Origin of the sequence: Pseudoalteromonas sp. Z9A4, from assembly GCF_011378845.1 — a bacterium.
Taxonomy (GTDB): domain Bacteria; phylum Pseudomonadota; class Gammaproteobacteria; order Enterobacterales; family Alteromonadaceae; genus Pseudoalteromonas; species Pseudoalteromonas arctica.
Genome location: NZ_WTLA01000009.1, coordinates 98,519 through 122,752 on the forward strand (window position 1 = coordinate 98,519; position 24,234 = coordinate 122,752).

The following is a 24,234-nucleotide window of genomic DNA, read 5'->3' on the forward strand; positions in this document are numbered from 1 at the left end:
TTCACTCTTAGACTGCGGGAATTCGCGCTCCCAGGCATTTGGCGCGGGATTATAGCAAAAAATTCAGCGCCTAGGAAACAGCCTATTACTATCGATTAAACTACAGCTAGGGCCTGTTGCGCTAATTCAGTATATTTTTCACGTAGCAGGTTCATTTTATCAATGCTTTTATCGGTACTGTACGCTCTAAATAATGTAAGTACTTTTAAAATGCCATGATATATATCTTGCTCGGCTAGTGTGCCACTTGGTCTACGCGCTTTAATGTAAGGCGTCCAAAAGCTAACCGTTAATTTTAATGTATGCGCTAATTCAATTACATCTTGCTCATCAATAGCAATCATTTCACTATCGCGTAAGCCAATAATTATTTTACGAACTTGCTCTAACAACTCCAACTGAAAATCAATATAAGCTTGTTTTAAATCAGCATCTCTAGAGAGAATATCCCCGAGATTGTCGTAAAAAAAATGATAGCGCCACATCAGCTCAAATAACGAATCTAGGTAAGCCGTTAAATGATTAAATGCATCATCATCTTTATTAATAGGTTTAAAGTGAGTATTTAAATGATCGCGATACAGCGCAAAAATATGACGGATAATGTCTTCTTTATTTTTAAAATGATAATAAAGATTACCCGGGCTCATCCCTAAGTTTGATGCAATATGATTTGTCGTTATTGCACGCTCACCATTTTCGTTAAACAACAAAATACTGGTGTGTATTATTTTATCCTTGGTATTCATATGCTAATACTCAAATTATCTATAGGCTACATTACACTCAAAAGAGGTAAACAGTATAAACAAATATGAATCATTAAAACACTCCCACCATGGACTGACCTGTTTAAAGAAAGTAAGTGTTTATATGCTTTTTTAGCTAGGCTGCTTTGTGGCATAAACACTGTTAAACTAGCGCTAAAATAATAAATAGTGAACATTATGAAAGTTATTGCAATTTACCCTGGCACCTTTGATCCACTAACTAATGGGCACACAGACCTTATTCAACGTGCAGCTAAAATGTTTGATACTGTATTAGTTGCCGTTGCTAATAACCCAAGTAAAAAACCCTGCTTTAACCTTGAAGAACGTGTTGAGCTTGCAAACACTATTTTAAGCCACATAGATAATGTTAAGGTAATTGGTTTTTCTGGTTTATTGGCTGACCTTGCGCGCGATCACAATGCTAATGTGCTTATTCGCGGTATTAGAGCGGTATCTGATTTTGACTATGAATTTCAATTAGCTAACATGAACCGCCGCCTGAACCCTGACTTAGAAAGTGTATTTTTAACACCCGCAGAGCGAAATTCATTTATTTCATCAACGCTCGTTAAAGAAGTAGCACGTCACAATGGTGATGTAAGCGAGTTTGTAGACCCTGTAATTGTCAAAGCTCTAAAAACTAAACTGGGCTGTGGTGCCCAATAGCACTTCGAATTAGCACATAACTTATATGCGCTAATTCGGCTTTGGTCTAAATAATGGTTTTAATTTTTTAATTAACCAAACTAGTTTTAGCAAGACTTTATTTATAATTAGTATTAATACCATAGTAAAGTCGAAAGTACATACCGAATGTGTAAATGGCCCAAAACTAATGGGGGCTGGCTTTTTACATAATGCTCGCCAAGGTAATAAAGTAGAATCAAAAATAAAAACAATTTAAGTGAGGAGTCGCTGTGCAAGCGTTCCATACAAAGACTTGAAGTATAAGAAACCAGCATAATGAGTGATAACTGTAGCAGGTTTTTATCTGCCTTATTTATACTTGCTGATAGATTATATAAAAATGAGATTAAAAAGAACCAAGTAAATAATAGTCCTATATTATCGCCTAAATCGACAAGGCTCCAAAGTAGATCAGCCACCAACCGTCCTTTTCAAACTAGTAATCAAACCATTTTTTAATTTCATCAAACATAGAAAATCTTTGTTTATAAAAAATATAGCTACCATTATAAAATCCACAGCGTTGATCCCAATTGCGTAAGCATTCCAAAGCCACCAATAACTTATATTATTTAATATATAGATGTCGTAATGCATGAAGAAATGTAAAGCTGAGTTTATAGCTAAACCAGTAATAATATATAGATGGGTAACACCATCATGCCAAAGCTGCCTAAGAAAAATAATAACTAAGAGAGTTAGAATATCGGAAAACAAAAAATCTAGATAAGTTACCGTATCCATATTTGTAAATATACTAAATGAATATGAAACACTCATAACCAAAGACAAATACACTCTTTCTTTATTGAGCTTATTAATCGAATGAGTAAGGGAGTACAAAAAGGCCATAAGGAATCCCCATTGTACAAGCCCTCCAATGTAAAACGATACTGTTGGACTAACTATAAGTTCACTCATTATTTTTAATATTTTTGGAATTTAAAGTAATAATTTTAAAAGGTGACATTTGTACAAATTTTTTATTCAGTATCAGCGAAAGCATCATCAATATATCTATTAAAGTACTCCCAACAGAATAAAAGCTCCAATACCACCACTCATCTAAGTGGTAAAGAATATACAGATCGTAATGCATTATTGATGCGAGAAGGCTATTAATAGCTAAACCTATTAGAATAAAATTAGCACTTGGGCAATATTTAATAAGGTCAATTTTTTTAAAAAAAGTATTGCTACTATGGTAAGTAAGTCATATAAAATCCAATCTAAATAAGGATCATTCAATATAGTAAAGTATCCACTCAAAAAATATGAACACAACATAATGCTTGATGTAATGAGAAGGGATTTATTTTTAATATTGACACTAGATACTAAGCAATACAAAAAGGCCATTAAAAAGCCCCATTGTGTAAAAGCATTTACATAATCTAGGAAAGCACCTGTAAAGTACATTCTAAACTAAATTACTTTGCGGGTATCGTTTGAGTTGAAGTAGCTGAGGATTTTGTTCTTTAATTTATGAAGACCGAGGAAGTCTCTATCTACAATTAGTACAACAATCATAACTAAGTCCATTAAGTTAACTGTATATGTGTAGGCATCCCATAAAAACCACGGTTCTCTATTCTCAAAAATGTATATATCGAGATACATACAAAAGAAAAAAATCGAATTTATAGACAATCCAATAATTAAATATAAAAAAGAAGGGGTTGTTTTATTTATTATTTTATAAATACACATGAGTGCAGCAATAGTAACAATATCGTAAAAAGCCCATTCAATATATACTGAATTCCTCATAGATAGCCATGTATAGAAGTAATCAGACAAGGTGTAAGATATCATCATAATAAATGAACTGAGCAAAAGGGTTGTACCCCTTTTAACATCTAATGAGTATACGAAGACATTAAAAAAGAATGTCATCAAAAAAGCCCACATCGTAAAAGCAGACAGTGAGAACAACCCAAAAAACTCAGTTAAAATCATTTAAAACCTTAAAATATTACTTTGGTCTGGTAGGCACTACGGTACCACCGGCACGCTGTAAATCAGCACTCGCAGCACTCATCGCTTCTGGAGAGAAGCTTACTGTATCAGATTGCAGGGTTTTAGGGCTAGCAGTTTGTTCCATTGCAGGCTTTAATTGTTGTGTTTTGTTGTATGCTTGCATTTGTACTTGGCTATTAGCTGAAACTTGCATGTGATTGATCCTTGTAAAAGTTTTAATTATATTTGGTGCAACTTTTAACCACATTATTATGTAGATAAATGCATCACCTGTTTAAAGTAGTGATAGCTATTTTGCTATCTACTTTATACAAAGCAACCAATGTGCCAACTTATTTTGACGCGCTAAATATACCTATAAAATATTTATACAACCAACCAAGCAAATAAAACAAACAAAAAAACTCAGACCAGACCAAATTACTGCAGACATAAAAAAACGCACAGGGGTAACCGTACGTTTTTTGTATCCAGGGAGTTTAAGCTACGTATTTACACGGGATCTCCGTACTTTTACTTAGCTTTAAAATATATTCCATTGCTACCTCGTCACAATTTTCTTTACGAAGGCATAATTCACAATCTTTCATTACTTTTTCAGGCAGGCTCTCTTTAGAGCAAAACGTAAAACGCTGCTTTTCAAAAAAGTCAGGGACACGTGTTAATACGATTACCCGATTTAGCGCCAATTTTTTGGCTTTAACTAATAAGTGCTCAACTAACTGCCTACCCTGCCCTGAAACAGCGCTTTGAGGGTCTATACCCAATGAGCGTATTTCAGCAAGACCAGTATCGTATATATACAACGATGCACACCCAGTTACTCTGCCGTTAATTTCAGTTACAGCAAACTCATTTATAGAATGCACCATATCACTTTTAGCACGCGGTAGGTTTTCGCCTACGGTTGCCCAGTGTTGAACCAATTTAGCTATTGATTCAACATCATCTAAGTTGGCATCACGAACCGTTATTTGCTGTTTTTTTTTCGCTTCTTTTATTGCATTTGTTACTTGCTCAATAGACGTGCCGCCAAGCGCTTGACGTGCTTTTATACACGCGTCAATTTCAAGTACAGGATAAACATCATCCTCAAACACGTCGCTTACAGATTTATATTGCTCAAGCGAAAGATCTTCAAGTGTTTTGCTTTCGCTAATAGCAAGCTGAACTAGCACACCTACAATATGATGCCCTTCTCTAAAAGGTACGCCTTTAGCAACAAGGTAATCGGCAAGTTCAGTTGCATTTGCATGACCCCCTTTAGCTGCGGCAAGAGTGCGATCGCCTCTTACCTTAACGCCTTTAATACAAGCTTGTGCCATGTGAATACACGCAAGCCATGTTGGCATTGCGTCAAATATGCCTTCTTTGTCTTCTTGCATATCTTTATTATAAGCAAGTGGCAACGCTTTTAACGTCATCATCATCGCGCTAAAGGCACCAAACACACGTCCAGTTTTACCACGAATAAGTTCTAATGCATCTGGGTTCTTTTTTTGTGGCATGAGCGATGAACCCGATGTCACGTTATCTGCAAGCTCTATAAAACCAGCTTCACCAGAGTTATAAAATATTAAATCTTCTGACATACGTGATAAGTGAATCATCGAAATAGAAGCACAGCTTAATAACTCTACAACAAAATCGCGATCAGACACGCCATCAAGACTATTTTTAGTCGCGCCCGTAAAACCTAAACCTTGTGCAAGTATTTGGCGATCAATTGGATAAGCAGTACCGGCTAATGCACCACTTCCAAGTGGGCAAAAGTTCATGCGTGCTTTTGCATCTTGTAAGCGGCTTTCATCACGCTCTAGCATTTCTACATAAGCCATACACCAGTGACTAAATAATACTGGCTGAGCGCGTTGTAAATGAGTATAACCAGGTAAAATTGTACCCAGTTCACGCTCAGCTAAAGATACAAACTCACCTTTAAGTTGCTCAATTGCTTTTAAAATATGCTCTGCGGTATCACGACACCATAACCTAAAGTCAGTGGCTACTTGGTCATTACGGCTTCTGCCTGTATGTAATTTTTTAGCTAAATCACCTACTTTTTCGATTAATGCAGCTTCAACATGCGAGTGAATATCCTCTGCACCCGATGTAGCTACAGCGAGTGGATCAGCTTTTACTTCTTCAAGTAACTCATACAATGCTGCAACAAGTTCTTTGTGCTCATCACTCGTTAACACATTTACTTGCTCAAGTGCGCCAGCCCATGCCACAGAGCCAATAATATCTTGCTCTGCTAACTGGTAATCGAAGGGAAGAGAGTCGTTAAATTGCTTAAACGCCTCATCTGGACCCGTAGAAAAACGTCCGCCCCATAATGCCATGAAATCTCTCCAAACCCTGTAGTGCCCCTTTTAAAGGGGCGTAATAATTTACTTTTTAGCGAGTGCTGAAATTCTGCTTGAAAGCGAGAATAAACGAATAAAGCCTTCAGCGTGTGATTGGTCGTACACATCGTCTTCACCAAATGTAGCGAATGCTTCGCTGTATAAGCTATTTGGTGACTGCTTTTGTACTGCAGTTACTTGACCTTTATATAGCTTAAGTACCACTTCACCTGTTGCCGCTTTAGAAAGTGCTTCAGCACCGGCTAAAATAGAATCTTTAAGCGGCGTAAACCAACGGCCGTCGTATACTAAATGCGAAAACTCACCGCCAAGTACTTCTTTCCATTTACGGCTTGCTTTATCAAGCACTAGCTCGTCAATGGCTTGAAGCGCAGCCATAATTACTGTGCCACCTGGTGTTTCATAACAACCGCGTGATTTCATGCCAACTAAACGGTTTTCTACAATATCAACACGTCCAACACCATGAGGCGATGCAATATCGTTTAATTTAACCAAACAATCATAAGGTTTAAGCTCTACGCCATTTACAGCAACCACTTCGCCTTCAACAACTTTTAATGTTACTAGTTCTGATTTATCTGGTGCTTGCTCTGGAGAGTTAGTCCAAGTCCATACTTGTTCAGTTGGTTGACACCATGGGTCTTCAAGCTCACCACCTTCGTGCGAAATATGCCATGCGTTAGCATCACGGCTATAAATTTTTGTAGCAGATGCTGAACACGGAATGTCACGCTCTGCTAAATAATCAAGTAATGATTCACGGCTCGATAAGTCCCACTCACGCCATGGCGCAATTACTTTTAAATCAGGGGCTAGTGCTGCAAAACATGATTCAAAACGAACTTGGTCATTACCTTTACCAGTACAACCATGAGAAAGTGCATCAGCACCTACTTTACGCGCAATTTCAACTTGTGCTTTAGCAATAATTGGGCGCGCCATAGACGTACCTAATAAATAAGTACCTTCGTAAATTGAGCCCGTTTTAAGCGTTGGGTAAATGTAATCACTTACCATTTCATCTTTTAAGTCAACTACGTAACATTCAGATGCACCAGACGCGATTGCTTTAGCTTCTACGCCTTCAAGTTCTTCAGCGCCTTGACCTACATCGGCAACAAACGCGATTACTTCACAACCGTAGTTTTCTTTTAACCATGGCACGATAGCCGACGTATCAAGACCACCAGAATAGGCTAAAACAACTTTTTTAATTGAACTCATAGGTGTTCCTTAACAAAATTTGGATTTAGTAATGTAACTAGCAAAGCATTTTGCGCATGCATGCGATTCTCTGCTTGTTGAATAATTTTTGATGCTGGACCATCCATTACCTCAGAGGTAATTTCAAATTCACGGTGTGCCGGTTGGCAATGTAATACCGTAGTCGCACCTGTTTGATCTAGCAATGCCTGATTTAATTGATAAGGCATGTATTTTTCTTTTACTTGCTCAAGCGGCGTTGTATCACCCATTGATACCCATGTATCTGCGTATACAACGTTTGCACCAACTGCAGCTTCAACTCTATCGCTCACCATGACTGATGCGCCATTCATTGCTGCAATTTGCTCTGCTTTTTTTAGTATTTGTGAATCTGGCGAACACCCTTTTGGTGTTACAGCAACAAAGTCAGTACCTAGCGTTGCGGCAAGTAACATCAATGAATGAGTTACGTTATTGCCCTCACCTAAGTAAGCTACTTTAAGCTCACTTACATCGCCATGTACTTCTTGAAGCGTTAAAAAGTCAGCAAGTGCTTGGCAAGGGTGGTACAAGTCACACAAGCTATTTACCACAGGTACCGATGAATATTCACCTAACGTGGTTAATGTGCTGTGCTGATTTACACGCGCCACAATACCGTCGGCCCAAGTAGAGATATTAAGTGCAAAATCTTTAATTGATTCACGTGCACCCATAGCGCCATTTTGCTGATCTAAATAAACAGCATGACCACCAAGGCGATTAATACCTATATCAAACGATAAACGTGTACGTAAACTTTGCTTTTCAAACAATGTTACGATTGATTTACCCGATAATACTTGGCTGTATTTTTCTGGCTTTGCTTTTATATCTTGCGCTAACTTTAATAAATTAAGTGCGCCTTCTTGGTCTAATTCTAAACCCGTTAAAAAATTCTCAAACATAATAAACCTATGGTGTAATCTTTGTTCCGACATGCTCACCTTGCAGCAGAGCAGTTAAATTTTCTGGCTTTTGCCAGCTGGAAATATACACACCGCGTCGTAAATGTTGGGCAGCGTGAAGGCTGGTCTTAACTTTGACCTCCATCCCGCCCACAATTACTCCATCTGTAATTAAAGTATCAATGTGTTTTGTGTCAAGTTGATGTAACGGTTGTTTATTTGCGTCAAGTACCGCTTCTACATCCGTCATAAAAATTAGTTCTGCATTTAAATTACTGGCAATAGCCGCTGCAGCTTCATCTGCATTTACGTTGTACCACAAGCCTTGTTCATCAAAGCCGATAGAGCTAACAATTGGCAAACGTCTAATTTTAAGTAAATCGTTGATGATAGAATCGTCGTTACTTGTGCATTTACCTACTAGGCAAAGCGCTTTTAATTTTTGAGTTGCAGTAACACCTGCCTCAAAAAGGCTTAATCCAACCGGTTTATGCCCTGCGCTTATAGCCTGTGTCATTAATTGTTTATTAGCGCAACCTGCAAGTGCGCCAACTATATAAGGCATTTGCTCTGCGGGACTAATACGTAACCCTTGGTGTTTAGCACTGGCAAAACCCGCTTGCTTTAGCCATGTATCTACTAAAGAACCACCGCCATGCACAATGACAAACTCATCATTTTTTTGCTCACTTAGCACATCAAATAATGCTTTTGCTGCATTTTCTGCATTAAGTACTGCACCACCGAGTTTAATAACCCACGTTTTTTTACTCACTTAAAACGCTCCTTTTAAGCCGGTAGTGTGATCTAAATTCATAGAAATATTAATACACTGCAAAGCTTGTCCAGCAGCGCCTTTTAATAAGTTATCAATAGCAGACATTACAATTAACTGTGTGCCTTGTTGCTGCCAACCAATATCAACAAATGGTTGCTTAGCAACACCTTTAATTGACGGTATTTTATCGCCTAGCAAACGAATTAATGGCTCGTTAGCAAGTACTTGATAAGCCGCTGTAACGTTTTCCTTGGTAACGCCTGGCTTAAGCTGTACATAAATAGTTTCTAAAATACCGCGCGCAAAGCTACCTAAATGTGGAGTAAATAATACTTTGTGGCCAAGGTGTTGTTCAATTTCAGGACCGTGGCGATGGTTAAACAAACCATAAGGGGTAAGCGATACTTCACAAAAGTGAGTACCTACACTCGCTTTACGCCCAGCACCCGTAACACCCGATACTGCATTAATAATAATACTTTCGCTGCTCAATAAGCCGGCTTGTTTAAGTGGTTTAAGTGCATTAAGCGCAGCAGTTGGGTAACAACCTGCAACAGCTATTAGTTTTGCGTTAGCTATAGCATCATGGTTCCACTCAGCTAGACCGTAAGCGGCTTCATTTAAAAGCTCTGGATGTTGATGTTCAAAACCATAGTAAGTAACGTAGTCGTCATTGCTTGCTAGGCGATAGCCACCTGATAAATCAAATACCTTTTTACCCATAGCTAAAAATTGCGGCGCTAAATCAACACTTACTTTGTGATCGGTACATAAGCATACGTAATCAGCATCACTTTGAATGTCATCAAAAGCTGATACGCTAAGAGGAAGTAAAGGGCAGTCTAGTAAGCCAAGGTGCTCTGGGTATAAATCACTTAGCAATTTATTTTTATCTAAGCTACCCTCAGATACATAACAGCCTGTTAAAGTTAAGTTTGTATGCTTAGCAACTAAACTTGCTAACTCTGCGCCGCTATAACCGCTTGCGCCAATAATCACTACATTCATTTGTTACTCGTTATCTTAAAATTAGTTACTAGTTATCTATAATGTTCGCTTAAACTAGCTTAGACGCTAATTAAGTCTTTTTTATTAATGAATTTTGATTATCGTCGCATTCTTTTCATGGCGTTACTTACAATATATTTATGCTTAAAAAGTGAATTGATATTCATCATAAATACTTTTATATTGTTATGCAATTAAATTGAATACTTATTTTGGATTTTTTTATGCCTTTACCTTCGTTTATTTCCATGTACCAACAATTGATTGCAGCCCCTTCTATTAGTGCTATTGAAGACAACCTGTGTATGAGCAATAAAAATGTAATCGAACTCCTAGCCAGTTGGTGCGAAACACTCGGTTTTACGTGTGAAATTATAGAATTAGAAGGAGGTAAGGGACGCTATAATTTATTAGCGAAACGCGGAGAAGGTGATGGCGGACTAATGCTAGCTGGTCATACCGATACAGTGCCTTTTGATGACAGTCGTTGGAATCATAATCCGTTTAAACTTACCGAACTCGATAATAAATTGTATGGATTAGGAAGTATTGATATGAAAGGCTTTTTTGCCTTTGTATTGCAAGCAATTAGTGAGCTTGATGAAAAGCAGCAAAATCAGCCTATTTTAATACTTGCCACAGCCGACGAAGAAACAACAATGGCTGGTGCACAACAAATATGTAAGCATCCCAATTTAAAACCTGCGCGCTGTATAATTGGTGAACCTACTGATATGACACCAGTATTTATGCACAAGGGCCATATGAGTACAGCAATAAGAGTAGTTGGTCGCTCTGGCCATAGCTCCGATCCCGAACGTGGCCTTAACGCCATTGAAGTTATGCATAAAGTAATTACAAAATTGATGATCTTAAAAGAGCAATTAAAGCATAAATATTCAATAGAACACTTCGAAATACCTTACCCTACATTGAATTTGGGTAATATTCATGGTGGCGATAACGCGAATAGAATTTGTGGTTGCTGTGAAATGCACATAGATATGCGCCCATTACCGGGTTTAAGCATTAAAGAACTACAAGCATTAGTACACGATGCAATGAAAGAAATTAATGATCAATACCCTAATGCAGTGAGTGTTATTGATTTACACGAGCCCATTCCGGCATTTAGTGGCAGCACCGACAGTGCTTTAGTAAAAATGGCTGAAAAAATAGCGGGACAAAAAGCAGTCGCGGTAAATTACTGTACTGAAGCTCCTTTTATACAACAACTTGGTTGTGAAACAATTGTAATGGGCCCTGGCTCAATTAACCAAGCGCATCAACCTGACGAGTTTTTAGCGATGGAAAAAATAAAACCATCACAACAAATAATCACCGACATAATAAAAGCAAACTGCTTTAGCAATCAGAGCCACTAACTGCTTATAACAACACAAATAATAAAGGCGCCAATTGGCGCCTTTATTAATACAGAACTAAGGCCTAATCACCTTTAACTTCTAAATTAATAAACTTAACTAGCTCTTCAGGTTGCCCTACTAGCATCATAACTTGTTGATTAATTTCCATCATGGTTTTGCCTTCAGGTAGCTTTGCAGATACGCTGAATGAATTTAAACCTTTAGCAAAGCTAGTTAAAGCTTCAGCTATGTCTTCAGTAACAGGCGCTTGTTGCAACTGCTGATCTAACATCATTTGCATTTGCTCTAGCGTCATGCCCTGCTTTTCAAGCTCACTTGATAGTAAGTCTTTTAACTTACCTTGGTTATTTAAGGTAAAGCTAACATTGCGCGGCTCTAACTTACTCATTGCTTGCATAACAAGTGTTTGCTGCTGTAACTCTTGCTCATAAGTAAGTGGCTGGTTACCCGCTTCTTGCTGCGCTTTACTAATCGCTAATGAAGCATCCATTAATGCTTTTGAATTAGCCAAGCCCATATCCATATTAAAACTAACAATGTCTTTTGCATCAAGCTTAACTACTACATCGCTATTGCCAGACTCTTCATCGTAATCAAGTGATGAATGTAAGTCGTAACTTGCCGACGCTAGCATTTCGTTTGTATCTGCAGGTAATTTTGATACAAAGTTTTTATCAAACTGAAAGCTTTTTACATCAAACGATGTATGAGGTGATATTTTATCTGGCTCGTAACCTGTTATTTCAATGCTTTGAATATTAGCAACATTGTCGCCCTCAGGGCTTATTACTTCCATGTTTGTTATTTCTACGCTTTTTGAAATAACACTTGCCGATAAACCAGCATATTTAAATGTAGCGCCAGTTTGCTCGCTTACTAGAGCAAGTTGCTTATCTACTTCTGCACGCACTTCTTGTGTAGCTACATAATTTGCATAGCTCACGCCACCAACGCCCGCAGCTACAATCGCTGCAACTATTACTAACTTTTTCATGTTATTTCCTTATTCTATTCTTTGTGTAAACCGAGTTTTATTAAGAGTAACATTACACATTAACACCCGTAAGTGTTAATTAATCAAACTAAGTAACTCGTGCACTGTTTTTACTGGGATAATTTTAGCGCCAAGCCCTTCCATTGATTTATGATAATTACGAAATGGGATATATATTTCAGTAAAACCATGCTGAGCGGCTTCTTTAACGCGCGGAACACCGCTATCGATTGGGCGTACATCACCGTTTAAACTCAACTCGCCCATAATACAAGTGGTTCGCGGTACAACAAACTCATTTAAGCTGCTAAGTAGCGCGGTAACCAATGCTAAATCGATACAGGTTTCTGTTTCATCAATTCTTAGCCCGCCAACAATATTAAAAAAAGTATCGTGAAATATTTTAGTTTTAGTGTGTTTGCGTAATATACCGGTCAGCATTTTTATACGATTCATGTTTAAACCAACGCACACACGTTGCGGAAACTCAGCCTCGGTTTCGGTAGTTAAACATTGAATCTCAAGTAGTAAGTTACGGTTGCCTTTACGTATACAGGTAATTGTAGAGCCTGGCGAATCAGTTGTAGACCCCGATAAGAATATTTCGCTCGGATTATCAACGCTTAACATCCCGCGTTCGCACATTTTAAAAATGCCAACTGTATCAATATCGCCAAAGCGGTTTTTATTTGCCCTAAGGGTACGTATTTGCCCATCGTTGGTGTCTATATGTAGCAGTGCATCTACAATGTGTACCAACGTTTGCGGGCCCGCTATTTCATTATTTTTATTTACGTGAGCAATAATGAACATGGTTACATCGTTTTGCTTACAGTATTGAGTTAATGCTTGGGCGGCACTTTTTACTTGCGAAGGCGAGCCTGGGCTACCATTTGCCGTTTCGGTTACAACTGCTTGAATAGAGTCGATTACAGCAAACTTAATCTTATTTTTTTCGAGCTCTTCAATGATGGTTTCAACGCTCGTTTCTGAGAGTAAATAAAGCTCGTCAGGGTTATAGTTTAATTTTAAACGGTTAACCCTGTTTTTAAACTGCGATAAAGACTCCTCTGCCGTACAGTAAAGTGACGGCATACGTTGCGACATTCTCGCTACTAAATCAGATAATAGAGTGGTTTTACCTGCACCTGGGTCACCCGAAATTATATTAACAGAACCGGTAGTTACACCACCGCTTAGCACGCGATCGAGCTCGCCTATTTCAGTTAGCTGTTTTTCGGCCTCTGATGTAGCAATATCATTGATTTTTTTAGAACCACCACCAGCGCCGCCAGCATAACCGCCTACATTCGCTCGAACTGATGTTTTTTTACTTTGCCCTGCTGAAGGTTTAAATTCTGCTAATGTGTTCCACGCACCGCAGCGGCATTGACCCTGCCAACGTGGGTAGTTCATGCCACATTCGGTACACACAAACTCTATTTTTGCCGCTTTAGTCATTTATAACCTTATCTACGATTCTTTAATTTTAAAAACATTTACTGTTAATAACTTATTTTGCCACTTCAAGCATTTATTTAGCAACAAACTCTTGCCTGCATAAAAATCTAACGCCACAATCATTAAATACAAATGATGTTTCTTTTTAGCGATAATTTAGGGCATACTTTTTGCTTTGAAATAGTTTAAAGTAACTTGCCAACAAAATGGCATATACCACATAATAATAAACTTTAAATGATCCTTACTGAAATAACCTTAATCATATTAACAAGATATAACAGTTTAGTATTTAATGGGATTTCTAATAAAGAGACATAACAGTATACCTACTTTTCAATTAGACGGTGATAGTTTTATAAATGACTGATGACATAATGCTCAAACATGAAGACCTCGTGAACGAGTTAAAAACATATTTAGGCAATACTAAATTTGACTTAATTTTCAAATCAAAAACAGGGAAATTAACTAAACCTGAGCAATTTCTGATGAAAATGGAGATGTCACGTTTATCTCAGCCAGTGGAACGCTCTATTGACTTACGTGGCGCGGTTAATGGGACTGTAAAATCCTACGAGCACGATGGTAAGCAACACTTCATGGATGATGCAGCTATTGAAGCATTTGAAAAGGCACTAAAGCAATATGGTGGATACACTTTGGCGGTTTACGAAGCCGTACTAAATACAAAAAACCATAACCGTAATATTCAAAGTAAAGAGCAGCAGCAAGCACTAGACAGCTTATTAAGTATCAATGTAGTAAAATTTGCCTCTTACGAAAGCCGTTGTGAAGAACGGATGAATTACTCAATAAAAGTAACAATTGAGTATAATAATAAAAAAGATATATCCGCTAGTACCTCAGATATTTCTTTAAGCGGCTGTAAAGTAAAGCTCGCTAAAGAACATATTATAAAAAAAGGTCAACTTATAGCAATGCGTCTAGTTGGTCTTGAACAAGATTTTGAATTAGGTTTAAAAAATGGAATTCAGTATGAAATTGTTGCTATTGAGAACAGAACATCTGAATTCAATCATGTTAGATTAAAGCGTACCTATATAGAAAAAAATGATGTATTCGATAACTTTTTAAACAGTTTTATCAATGGCAATAAACGCCGCTATAAAGTAAATCTAGATAACACACTAGATGCTGTGATTTCTAAAGGTTACGAACAGTTTTATATTCCACGTGTAACATCGCTATATGTATTTTTAAGTGAAAAAGATGAACAACTTTATCCTAGCCTTAATTTAACTACTGAAAACAACATTTTTATTCAACGCTACTTTACTGATGAAAGAAAGGTGTCACGTTTGTACAGCGTGCTAAACCACAAGCGTGTGAAAAAAATACTTGTTCAGCCTACGGCTATAAAAGAAGATTACCTTTATACATTTACCCATATTGTACATGGGAAAATTTATTATTATTCAGCGACCCGTAATGAACTTAATAATAATGCTGAATTAAGAAAATTATTTTTAGGCCTAGGAAGCCAAAAAGAAAATTGGCAGTGCTTTAAAATTCAAATTATGCCAAGTCACCCTGCTGATTCATATATTCCTTTATCACTGCCAGATAGCGTAAACGCAAACATTGCAAAACTAAATAGCCCTCCGATCCCACGCGTTGAAGGTCTTATAAAAAACGTTAAATATTTAGTTATTTTAACAAGTATTGGTAATACCGTAGAAAAACAAAATTATCAAAGAACCGATTACGATAAGTCACTTGTTAACCAACTAAAGTTATTTGGACATACAAAACACAAAGCTCCTCCACATTTAGATACAGTCGCCCTTGAGTATATAAATTTACGCTCACAAAAACGCTACCTTCACCGAACGTCTGTAGAAATGAATATTAATGGAGTGACTATTCTCGGTCATACTCGAGATTTTTCAGTAATGGGCTTGCATTTAGAGTGCGAAAAAGCTACCACATTTAACAAAGGTGATATTGCGTTACTCTCATTCCCAGAGCTACAAAAGATAACAAAAAACTACAATCTAAAAGAGTTAAAATACGAAGTTATGGCCGTTGGGGAAACGCTCGTCACATTAAATTTAAAAGCAAATAAGGAAGCAAACTCCGAGCATATTGGAATTGATTTTTTCACCCAACTAATTGAAAAAAACAAAGATAAGTTAAAAGCGTCTGAGGAAGAACCTAAGGTTGAAGGGATCTCTACGGCTTTAAGGAATATGGTTACTAAAAGTATTTGCCAATTTCCTTTATATCTAAATAGAGAAGCTGCTCATTTTAAGGTTGGCGCTGTAGGTTTTGGCTTATACGCAAGCCCACTCCATACAATTTTGCAGAATTTTGGTTTACTAAACAATAAAACAGACTTATCAAGTATATTAAGTAAAGAAGATATTCTTAACGTTATTACCCCAAATATAAAAGATCGTAGTCGAAAAGATATACCTTTACCATTCACCCTTATTCTTAACTTCAACCCTCGCATAGGCAACATTGAAGATGCAATTACAAGCCAATGTATATTCGGTGAAGATTACCAAAAAGGCTTTATACAGATAAAAAATGGTATAAAGTCTGAACTTATTTTCGTTATGCGTTTGTTTATGTCGCGCACAGGTCGCCCCGATACTGACTATCTTTCAAATGAGCTAAAATACGTAAGCCAATATGCAATGCATAAAGCAAAAGATTTAGAAGAGGCATTATGGGCAGTTGCGGGCGTGGGTGACATAGTAGATATAACAGAAGAAGCTTTAAGCCATTTAGAACTTGAAAAAGAGCAAGTTGAACAAATGGGCCGCCGTAAACTAATCTGGTTAAACCGCTTGCGCTAAGCGGTTTAACTCTATTTGTATTATGGTGTTGGCTCTTTTACTAACGGAATAGCCAGCATGTACAATAATTGCAATAGTGACCCCTCACAAATAGCGGCTTGCGCTTGCTCAACTACTTTTGGCTTACCATGTACAGCAACTCCAAGACCAGCTTGAGCCATCATTACTAAATCGTTTGCGCCATCACCTATAGCTACTGTTTGTGTTTTTTCAAGTCCTAGCTTTTGCTGAAGTGACTCTAAAAAAACCGCTTTTTGCTGCGCATCTACAATTGTACCCAGTACCTTACCTGTTAACTTATCGTCTTGAAATTCTAGTACATTAGCGTGTACTTCATCTAAATTAATAAGCTCTTGTACGCGCTCTGCAAAAGGCATAAAACCACCAGAAGCTATTGCTAAATACCAATTGTGTTGCTTTAAAATTTGGCACAGTACCTTAATACCAGGCATGAGTGGTAATGTACTTTTCAATTCTTCAATTAAGCTTTTTTCAATACCTTCAAGCTTAGCCACACGCTGATTTAAACTCTCACTAAAATCAAGTGTACCTGCCATTGCAAGCGCAGTTACTGAAGCTACTTCATCGTATACATTCGCAAGGCGTGCTATTTCGTCTATGCACTCAATAGTAATAGCTGTTGAATCCATATCCATGACCAACAAACCAGGCTCATATAAATTAGGCGGCGTAGCAACTTGCACTAATTGACAATCTAAAGTGTTTGAGAACTCTTGTAGCACTAACGGATTTATAGCTTGATCGGAATTTTGCGCGTAAAAACACAATGCTGGAGCTAATCCTAAATCTGGTTGATATTGGCATATAGCACTAACTGTTTGGTTATGCGTAGCTAAAAAATCAGTAATGCTCGCGATATGCTTTTCTTCAAAATCCCCCGCAAACGCGATACTAAATAACCCAAATTTTTTCTCAGGAACATGATCGAGAGGTGTAAATATACCACCACTATAGCTAAACCATTTATTTAGAGTTAAGTGTTGTAATGGTTGCTCAGCAGCTGGCTGTGCCATGTTGATTTGCGACATGGGATCTCCGTGTTTATTTTTATTTTCCTGATAGTTGAAATATCAAACTTGGTATTCTCAACACTAAATTCGCCATCAGGTAGGGTTTAAGGTTATAGTTGGTATAGTTGTAACATCAAATCAAAATGCTGTCAGTAGCATAAACGGTGACTATGAAAAATAACCATCTTAAAAATCCAATATCTCCATCTCAAAGAAAGCGACTTGCTCGCTTAATAATTGCGGCTGGCTGTTTTGTATTACTAAGCTGGGTGGGTGTAAATAGTAGTTTTCAGAGTCACCAGTTACTTTACGATAGCGCCGGTAGCACTGCAAAAAGTCTCACTCAATTTATGGCTTTAAATGCTAAAACACCTTTAATTGAAAAAAACAAACCACGGCTAAATGCAATTTGTAACGATATAAGTAAAGATGAATTTGTCCTTTCAGCTACCATTTACGATCAACAGGGTATTTTATTAGCCAGTAGCGATAATTGGCAGTCGTATCATATTGATGGTCAACTTTCCGACTCAACGCCTGGTATAAGTAAGTTAAAAACACCTTTTATGGAGCCTGTAATAAGCAATGATGACCGTCCTATAGGCTTTGTGTCGGTTACTTATTTAACTCGCGCCGCGATAGCTAAAAGCCACAATCATTTTCACGATTTAGGTCGGCAAGTACTATTAATGCTAGTAATTGCTTGTATTTTTACGTGGCAATTAGGCCGAGGGTTAAAACGCTGGCAAGTAAACCGTTATATGCAAAAAACATCTGAGCAAGAATCGTAAAGCTGTTTTGCAAGCGCCTCTCTTTCGCTATGTGGCTTTAAATCACATAATGCGTTAAACACATCAGGTATATGTAATGGCGTGTTAACTTCACCCTGATAGCCGCTTAACGGCATTGAGGGCGAATCGGTTTCAAGCACTAAGTGCTCTGGCTCAATAGCAGCAATAACAACACGTGTTTTAACTGCACGTTCATAGGTAATAACACCGCCTACGCCAAGCTTAAAGCCTTGTTTAATATAATACTGCGCTTGTTGGATTGATCCCGAAAATGCATGAATCACTCCCCCATTTTTTGGCTTACACCGTTTAAACGATTGCGCAATTAAATCATGGCTTTGTCTATGGTGCACAATAAGCGGTAGGTTAAGCTCGTTAGAAAGCTTTATTTGCTGTTCAAATAAATAAGTTTGTTTAGAAAGGTTTTCAATACTTCGATCAAGCCCGCACTCTCCAATTGCAACCAGCTGATGCTTATTTTCAGTCGCAAAATCAAATAACGCTTCTATGTGCGATTCTTTATGTTGCTCTAAAAAGTAAGGATGTAGCCCTGCGGCTATTTTTATACTTGGGTAGGTTGCTTTAAATTTTATGAGAGTATGCGATTGAGCAAGCGTAATACCCGGCACAACAAACTGATTAACTCCCTTTGCTACACACTCGTTTATGAGTGATTCACGATTCGAATCAAACTCGCTAAAGTCGAGGTGGCAATGAGAGTCAATAAATTGCACGGTTACTTACTCGTCTATTTATTAAGGGTTTAAGCGTGTAATTTGCCAGCTATTATCTGCTTGGCGCTGATATATAAAGCGGTCATGCAAACGATGCGCCCCGCCTTGCCAAAACTCAATTTTAGTAGGTACTACACAATATCCGCCCCAAAAGTCAGGCAATGGAATTTCACCTTTAGCAAACTTGTTTTTCATGTTAGCGAAGGTTTCCATGAGTACTTTACGTGATGACACCGGACGACTTTGCGCTGACGCCCACGCGGCTAATTGGCTTTCTTTAGGACGAGATAAAAAGTACTTTGCCACAGCAGAGGTAGGCAATGGTTTAGCCTCGCCATACACAATAACTTGGCGTTCCATGTGGTGCCACGGAAAATGCAGCGATATTTTATTATTACCTTTAAGCTCTTGCGCTTTACGCGAGCCCGTATTAGTAAAAAACACAAAGCCGTTATCATCCAAATGCTTTAAAAGCACAATGCGCTGTGAAGGTTGACCGGTTTCGTCAACGGTTGCTACAACCATTGCTGTTGGATCGGGTAGTTTGCTTGCCACTGCATGCTCAAGCCATGTTTCAAACTGCTTGAATGGATCATCTTGCAAGTTATCTTCGCTTAACGCGTCTTGCAGGTATTCACGGCGGATATCTTCGAGTTTCATAACAAATCCTTTAAATAAAGCCTTAGAAAAGAGCTTAGAGTAGCGAGCTTAAAACAATAGATGTTGAGTAGTAACAAATATTAAGATTCAGGTGTATGCGATAGCAATAAACATAGAGTCTCAGGTGTATCGTTGGGTTTCGTTTCACTCAGCCCAACCTACAATGTAAAACATTACATCTGCAAGTGTAGGAGTGCTAGCAAGGCGGTAAAACTATTTATGCCAAGGAGCATACGGTTTGTATGTGACTTAGGCTAAATAGTTTTACCAACGCAGCTAAAGCGAACTACACACAGCAGAAGGTTCACCTAAGTAGTTTAGCCTAAGACAAGGCGTCCAATCCGGCTTATCCCTATGAGCATACGGTTTGTATGTGATTAGGGTAAGTCGGATTGGATAACGCAGTATTAGGTTAAAATACGACGGTGATTACATTTGCTCCATAACTTCGATGCCTAGCAAATCTAATCCCGTTTCTAATGTTTTAGAAACCAAATTACACAACACTAATCGGCTATCGCGCACGCTTGGCTCTACGCCTTCTTTAAGTACTGGGCAGGCTTCGTAAAATGTCATGTATAAGCTTGCTAGCTCATATAGGTAACCACATAGTACGTGCGGTGTTGCTTCGCTGATCATTAAATCAAGTACTTCTTCAAGCTGTAGTAGCTTAAGCGCTAGTGCTTTTTCTTGAGGCTCAATAATTGCAACATTTGAATTTAATGTAGCTGCATCAACGCCTGACTTACGGAAAATACTGCGTATACGTGTATAAGCATATTGTAAATAAGGAGCGGTTGCGCCTTCAAAGCTTAGCATGCTGTCCCAGTTAAAAATGTAATCGCTGGTACGGTGCTTAGAAAGGTCGGCGTATTTAACTGCGCCAATACCTACTTTACGTGCAATCTCGCTGCGATCGCTATCACTTAAATCCGATTCACGTTCAGCTAGTTTTGCAGCTGCACGGTTAATTGATTCTTCCAATAAGTCAGCAAGTTTTACTGTGCCGCCAGTACGTGTTTTAAATGGTTTGTTATCGGCGCCCATCATGGTGCCAAACGGGCAAAACTCGTAACTTGTTTCGTCTCGTAATAAACCAGCTTTACGCGCTGTAAGCTCTACTTGATTAAAGTGTAGATTTTGACGTGCATCTACAAAAATTAAGATACGATCAGCACCTAATTTATTTGAACGGTAATCACATGCCGCTAAATCTGTTGTTGCATATAAAAACCCGCCGCCAGATTTTTGTACGATAAACGCAGATGGTTCACCATCTTTGTTGGCAAGCTCATCTAAAAACACAACTTGCGCGCCTTGCGACTCTACTGCAATATTTTTATCTTTAAGTAGGCTAATAATGTCGTTAAGTTCTGCGTTGTATGCGCTTTCAGCCATAATATCGGCTTGAGTAAGCGTTACATTTAAACGTTTGTATACTTCTTCAGAGTGCTTAACTGAGGTTGCTATAAATAGTTTCCAAAGTTTTTCACAGTGCGCGTCGCCGCCTTGTAATTTAACAACGTAATTACGTGCTTTATCTGCAAAGCCTTCTTCGTCGTCAAAGCGTTTTTTAGCATCGCGATAAAAGGTTTCTAAATCAGCAAGCGCTACCGAATCTAAATCTACACCTTCGCTAATTTGATCTTCTAAATGCGCGATTAACATACCAAATTGCGTGCCCCAATCACCCATGTGATTTTGACGTACAACCGTGTCGCCTCTAAATTCAAGCGCACGCACAATTGAGTCACCAATAATAGTTGAACGTAAATGGCCTACGTGCATTTCTTTAGCAAGGTTTGGTGATGAATAGTCAACAACTACTTTTTGCGGGTTAGCATGCTCGTTTACAGCAAGTTTTGCATCACTGTTAGCTGCTTTAACGCTTTGCGCTAAAAATTCAGGCTTTAAATGAATATTAATAAAACCTGGGCCAGCAATTTCAGTCTTTTGAGCAATATCGCTTACATCAAGATTATCTATAATTTTTTGCGCAAGCTCACGTGGGTTGCTTTTCATTTTTTTAGCCGCGCCCATTGCTGCATTAATTTGGTAATCACCAAATTGTGGACGTGTGCTTTGTGTTACTGCTGGGTTTGTATCTTCAGGTAAGCCTGCGCCCGCCATAGCGGCAATGGCTTTTTCGATTAAAATAGTACGAATATTCATATTTTTTACCTTTGTAAGCCCGCCAAAGCAGGCTTTCAGTTAACTGTAGTCAGTCGATTCTAGTTTTCGCGAGTGTGGTTAAATGTCACTTCTGGGTAACGCTCTACTGATAAATTAAGATTTACACGGCTCGGCGCAATGTAAGTTAAGTTATCGCCACCATCGAGTGCTAAATTACTTTCGCACTTACGCTTAAAGTCTTCAAACTTTTTCACATCGCCGCTGCTTACCCAACGCGCTGTATTTACGTTTACACCTTCGTAAATAGCATCTACGTTATATTCGGCTTTTAAGCGCGCTACAACTACATCAAACTGAAGTACACCTACTGCGCCCACAATTAAATCGTTGTTTATAAGCGGTCTAAATACCTGCACAGCACCTTCTTCAGAAAGCTGTACTAAGCCTTTTAATAATTGCTTTTGCTTAAGCGGATCGCGAAGACGAATACGGCGGAATAATTCAGGCGCGAAGTTAGGGATACCACTAAATTTAAGTTTTTCGCCTTGCGTGAATGTATCACCAATTTGAATGGTTCCGTGGTTGTGCAAACCAATAATGTCGCCGGCGTAAGCGTCAGCCGCGCGCTCGCGGTCGCCCGCCATAAAGGTTACCGCATCAGAAATGCTCACTTGCTTGCCAATTCGCACGTGATTCATTTTCATGCCTTGGCTGTACTTACCCGATACAATACGCATAAATGCAATACGATCACGGTGTTTCGGGTCCATGTTGGCCTGAATTTTAAATACGAAACCGGTAAAGTTCTCTTCAGTTGCAACAATAAGTCTGTCTTCTGTTTCGCGCGGTAATGGCGTTGGAGCCCATCTAGTCAAACCATCTAAAACGTGGTCAACACCAAAGTTACCTAGTGCAGTACCATAATAAACAGGCGAAAGCTCACCAGCTAAAAACAGATCTAAATCAAATTCGTTTGATGCGCCAATAACAAGCTCAAGCTCATCACGTAATTGCGCAGCTAAATCTTCACCAATCGCAATATCTAGCTCAGGGTTATCAAGACCTTTAATTGTACGAACTTCTTGAATTTTATGACCTTGACCTGATTTGTATAAAATAGCTTCGTCATTGTGGATATGGTAAACACCTTTAAAATCCTTACCACAGCCAATTGGCCAAGTAATAGGCGCACAGGCAATTTTTAGTTCTGTTTCAACTTCGTCTAACACTTCCATTGGGTCGCGAATTTCACGGTCACATTTGTTCATAAATGTAACGATTGGCGTTGTACGCAGGCGTGTTACTTCCATTAACTTGCGGGTACGATCTTCTACACCTTTTGCTGCATCAATTACCATTAAACACGAATCTACTGCGGTTAATGTGCGGTAAGTATCTTCAGAGAAATCTTCGTGCCCTGGTGTATCAAGTAAGTTAACTAAAGCGTCTTTATACGGAAACTGCATTACAGAGGTAGTAACTGATATGCCACGCTCTTTTTCCATTTCCATCCAGTCAGACTTTGCATGTTGGTTAGAACCACGGCCTTTTACAGTGCCGGCTCTTTGAATAGCTTGTCCGAATAACAATACTTTTTCGGTAATAGTTGTTTTACCAGCATCCGGATGAGAGATGATAGCAAAGGTACGTCGTTTATTAATTTCACTCAGAAGATTTTGATCTGCCATTAAAAAATTTCTTTTAGTTTGTATACGGATATTATCCACTTTAAGTATGCTGAGCTTTCAAGGCTTAAATAATACCAATTGCATTAAATTAGTGATCTATTATAACGATAAAAAACAGTGCAATAACAAGGCAAAATTATGACACGGAGTTGTTCTCTATGAATAACTTTTAACGTAGTTAGTGAGTTATTTAATACGCTGAATGATCATATTTTAATATAGTTGGTATAAGGTAACCTCGAAAGCTCAACACACCATCAGAAAAGCCCTAAATTGGCCCCTCACATGCGATCCGTTATGTTAATCGTAATTAAAGACTATTTTCGCTGATCTTGGCCTTATAAACAATCAATGGTTAGTTATTAGCTGATCTTTTTTATTAATATGGATTTTGGGAAGCCTAACTGTAAATGAGGTACAAAAAGATTAAGTAATAAGCTAAATAGTAGGAGCAGTACACAATACACCAAATCTCTACACACCATTATAATTATTAAGCCTTGCTCGAAAACATAACCTAGTAGGCCAGATAACAGCCCAGCGTTAATCCACTGGTATTTGTAACTAAGAGTAAATTAGATAATTCAATTTTAAGTGATACCACTTATTTCTAAAAAAATGACTTTAAAAGATGTAAATGTATGTAAACTTTTTAGAACAACTAAATATCTGTTATAAGTCTGTAACTTGTTAAATTAAAATAACTTAATGACATAAAAAAACCTCAACATAGAGTTAAATACCATACAGTTAATGGTTGTAATTTAGCCACCAA

General features: G+C 38.2%; 19 protein-coding genes. 4 read left to right on the forward strand and 15 right to left on the reverse strand.

Going from position 1 to position 24,234, the window contains the following annotated elements:
• Positions 1-95: 95 nt before the first annotated feature.
• Positions 96-749: a TetR/AcrR family transcriptional regulator gene (locus GQR54_RS09165; RefSeq protein WP_166377318.1), complete on the reverse strand. Its 654-nt coding sequence runs from the start codon at positions 747-749 to the stop codon at positions 96-98.
• Between the two features lie 198 nt (positions 750-947).
• On the opposite strand from GQR54_RS09165, the gene coaD reads away from it, so the two are divergent.
• On the forward strand, positions 948-1,439 hold the full coding sequence (gene coaD / locus GQR54_RS09170; protein ID WP_166377320.1) for a pantetheine-phosphate adenylyltransferase: 492 nt from the start codon (positions 948-950) through the stop codon (positions 1,437-1,439).
• A 1,446-nt stretch (positions 1,440-2,885) separates the two neighbouring features.
• On the opposite strand, the gene GQR54_RS19585 is transcribed toward coaD, so the two are convergent.
• The 7 genes from GQR54_RS19585 to argC all read right to left on the reverse strand — a co-directional run bounded on the left by GQR54_RS19585 (position 2,886) and on the right by argC (position 9,751).
• Positions 2,886-3,419: a hypothetical protein gene (locus GQR54_RS19585; protein WP_231609301.1), complete on the reverse strand. Its 534-nt coding sequence runs from the start codon at positions 3,417-3,419 to the stop codon at positions 2,886-2,888.
• Positions 3,420-3,435: 16 nt separating this feature from the next.
• A complete protein-coding gene (locus tag GQR54_RS09175) occupies positions 3,436-3,633 on the reverse strand; it encodes a hypothetical protein (protein ID WP_166377322.1) in 198 nt (65 codons plus the stop codon).
• Positions 3,634-3,919: 286 nt separating this feature from the next.
• Positions 3,920-5,785 (reverse strand): argininosuccinate lyase, encoded by a 1,866-nt coding sequence (gene argH / locus GQR54_RS09180; RefSeq protein WP_166377324.1) that lies wholly within the window; start codon positions 5,783-5,785, stop codon positions 3,920-3,922.
• 48 nt (positions 5,786-5,833) lie between these two features.
• Entirely contained in the window at positions 5,834-7,036 is a 1,203-nt protein-coding gene (locus tag GQR54_RS09185; RefSeq protein ID WP_165725569.1) for an argininosuccinate synthase, read from the reverse strand.
• Entirely contained in the window at positions 7,033-7,965 is a 933-nt protein-coding gene (locus GQR54_RS09190) for an ornithine carbamoyltransferase (protein ID WP_024590034.1), read from the reverse strand. Before GQR54_RS09190 ends, GQR54_RS09185 begins: the two co-directional genes overlap by 4 nt.
• Before the next feature lie 7 nt (positions 7,966-7,972).
• Entirely contained in the window at positions 7,973-8,740 is a 768-nt protein-coding gene (argB, locus tag GQR54_RS09195; protein WP_166377326.1) for an acetylglutamate kinase, read from the reverse strand.
• Complete coding sequence (gene argC / locus GQR54_RS09200) at positions 8,741-9,751, reverse strand: N-acetyl-gamma-glutamyl-phosphate reductase (RefSeq protein WP_166377328.1); 1,011 nt, start codon at positions 9,749-9,751, stop codon at positions 8,741-8,743.
• 224 nt (positions 9,752-9,975) lie between these two features.
• Between argC and argE the strand changes: the two genes are divergently transcribed.
• Positions 9,976-11,136, forward strand: coding sequence for an acetylornithine deacetylase (gene argE / locus GQR54_RS09205; protein WP_166377329.1), 1,161 nt, complete (start codon positions 9,976-9,978; stop codon positions 11,134-11,136).
• A gap of 64 nt (positions 11,137-11,200) precedes the next feature.
• On the opposite strand, the gene GQR54_RS09210 is transcribed toward argE, so the two are convergent.
• Together GQR54_RS09210 and radA are read right to left on the reverse strand one after the other, a co-directional pair.
• Positions 11,201-12,133 (reverse strand): hypothetical protein, encoded by a 933-nt coding sequence (locus tag GQR54_RS09210; RefSeq protein WP_166377331.1) that lies wholly within the window; start codon positions 12,131-12,133, stop codon positions 11,201-11,203.
• Positions 12,134-12,208: 75 nt separating this feature from the next.
• Complete coding sequence (gene radA / locus GQR54_RS09215; protein WP_166377333.1) at positions 12,209-13,594, reverse strand: DNA repair protein RadA; 1,386 nt, start codon at positions 13,592-13,594, stop codon at positions 12,209-12,211.
• Between the two features lie 362 nt (positions 13,595-13,956).
• Between radA and GQR54_RS09220 the strand changes: the two genes are divergently transcribed.
• Positions 13,957-16,422: a PilZ domain-containing protein gene (locus GQR54_RS09220; RefSeq protein ID WP_166377335.1), complete on the forward strand. Its 2,466-nt coding sequence runs from the start codon at positions 13,957-13,959 to the stop codon at positions 16,420-16,422.
• 20 nt (positions 16,423-16,442) lie between these two features.
• Here the strand turns inward: GQR54_RS09220 and serB are convergent, their stop codons facing one another.
• On the reverse strand, positions 16,443-17,471 hold the full coding sequence (serB, locus tag GQR54_RS09225) for a phosphoserine phosphatase SerB (protein WP_166377337.1): 1,029 nt from the start codon (positions 17,469-17,471) through the stop codon (positions 16,443-16,445).
• Positions 17,472-17,623: 152 nt separating this feature from the next.
• On the opposite strand from serB, the gene GQR54_RS09230 reads away from it, so the two are divergent.
• Positions 17,624-18,244, forward strand: coding sequence for an AhpA/YtjB family protein (locus tag GQR54_RS09230; RefSeq protein WP_166377339.1), 621 nt, complete (start codon positions 17,624-17,626; stop codon positions 18,242-18,244).
• On the opposite strand, the gene GQR54_RS09235 is transcribed toward GQR54_RS09230, so the two are convergent.
• The 4 genes from GQR54_RS09235 to prfC form a co-directional block, all read right to left on the reverse strand.
• Positions 18,211-18,978 carry a TatD family hydrolase gene (locus GQR54_RS09235; protein ID WP_166377341.1) on the reverse strand — a complete coding sequence of 256 codons (768 nt, stop codon included), beginning with the start codon at positions 18,976-18,978 and terminating at the stop codon, positions 18,211-18,213. The two genes, GQR54_RS09230 and GQR54_RS09235, sit on opposite strands and share 34 nt — an antisense overlap.
• A gap of 21 nt (positions 18,979-18,999) precedes the next feature.
• Complete coding sequence (gene pdxH / locus GQR54_RS09240; protein WP_033028926.1) at positions 19,000-19,638, reverse strand: pyridoxamine 5'-phosphate oxidase; 639 nt, start codon at positions 19,636-19,638, stop codon at positions 19,000-19,002.
• 429 nt (positions 19,639-20,067) lie between these two features.
• Positions 20,068-21,810, reverse strand: a complete 1,743-nt coding sequence (gene argS / locus GQR54_RS09245; protein ID WP_166377343.1) for an arginine--tRNA ligase — start codon at positions 21,808-21,810, stop codon at positions 20,068-20,070.
• Between the two features lie 59 nt (positions 21,811-21,869).
• Positions 21,870-23,459 carry a peptide chain release factor 3 gene (prfC, locus tag GQR54_RS09250; RefSeq protein WP_166377345.1) on the reverse strand — a complete coding sequence of 530 codons (1,590 nt, stop codon included), beginning with the start codon at positions 23,457-23,459 and terminating at the stop codon, positions 21,870-21,872.
• Between the last annotated feature and the right edge of the window lie 775 nt (positions 23,460-24,234).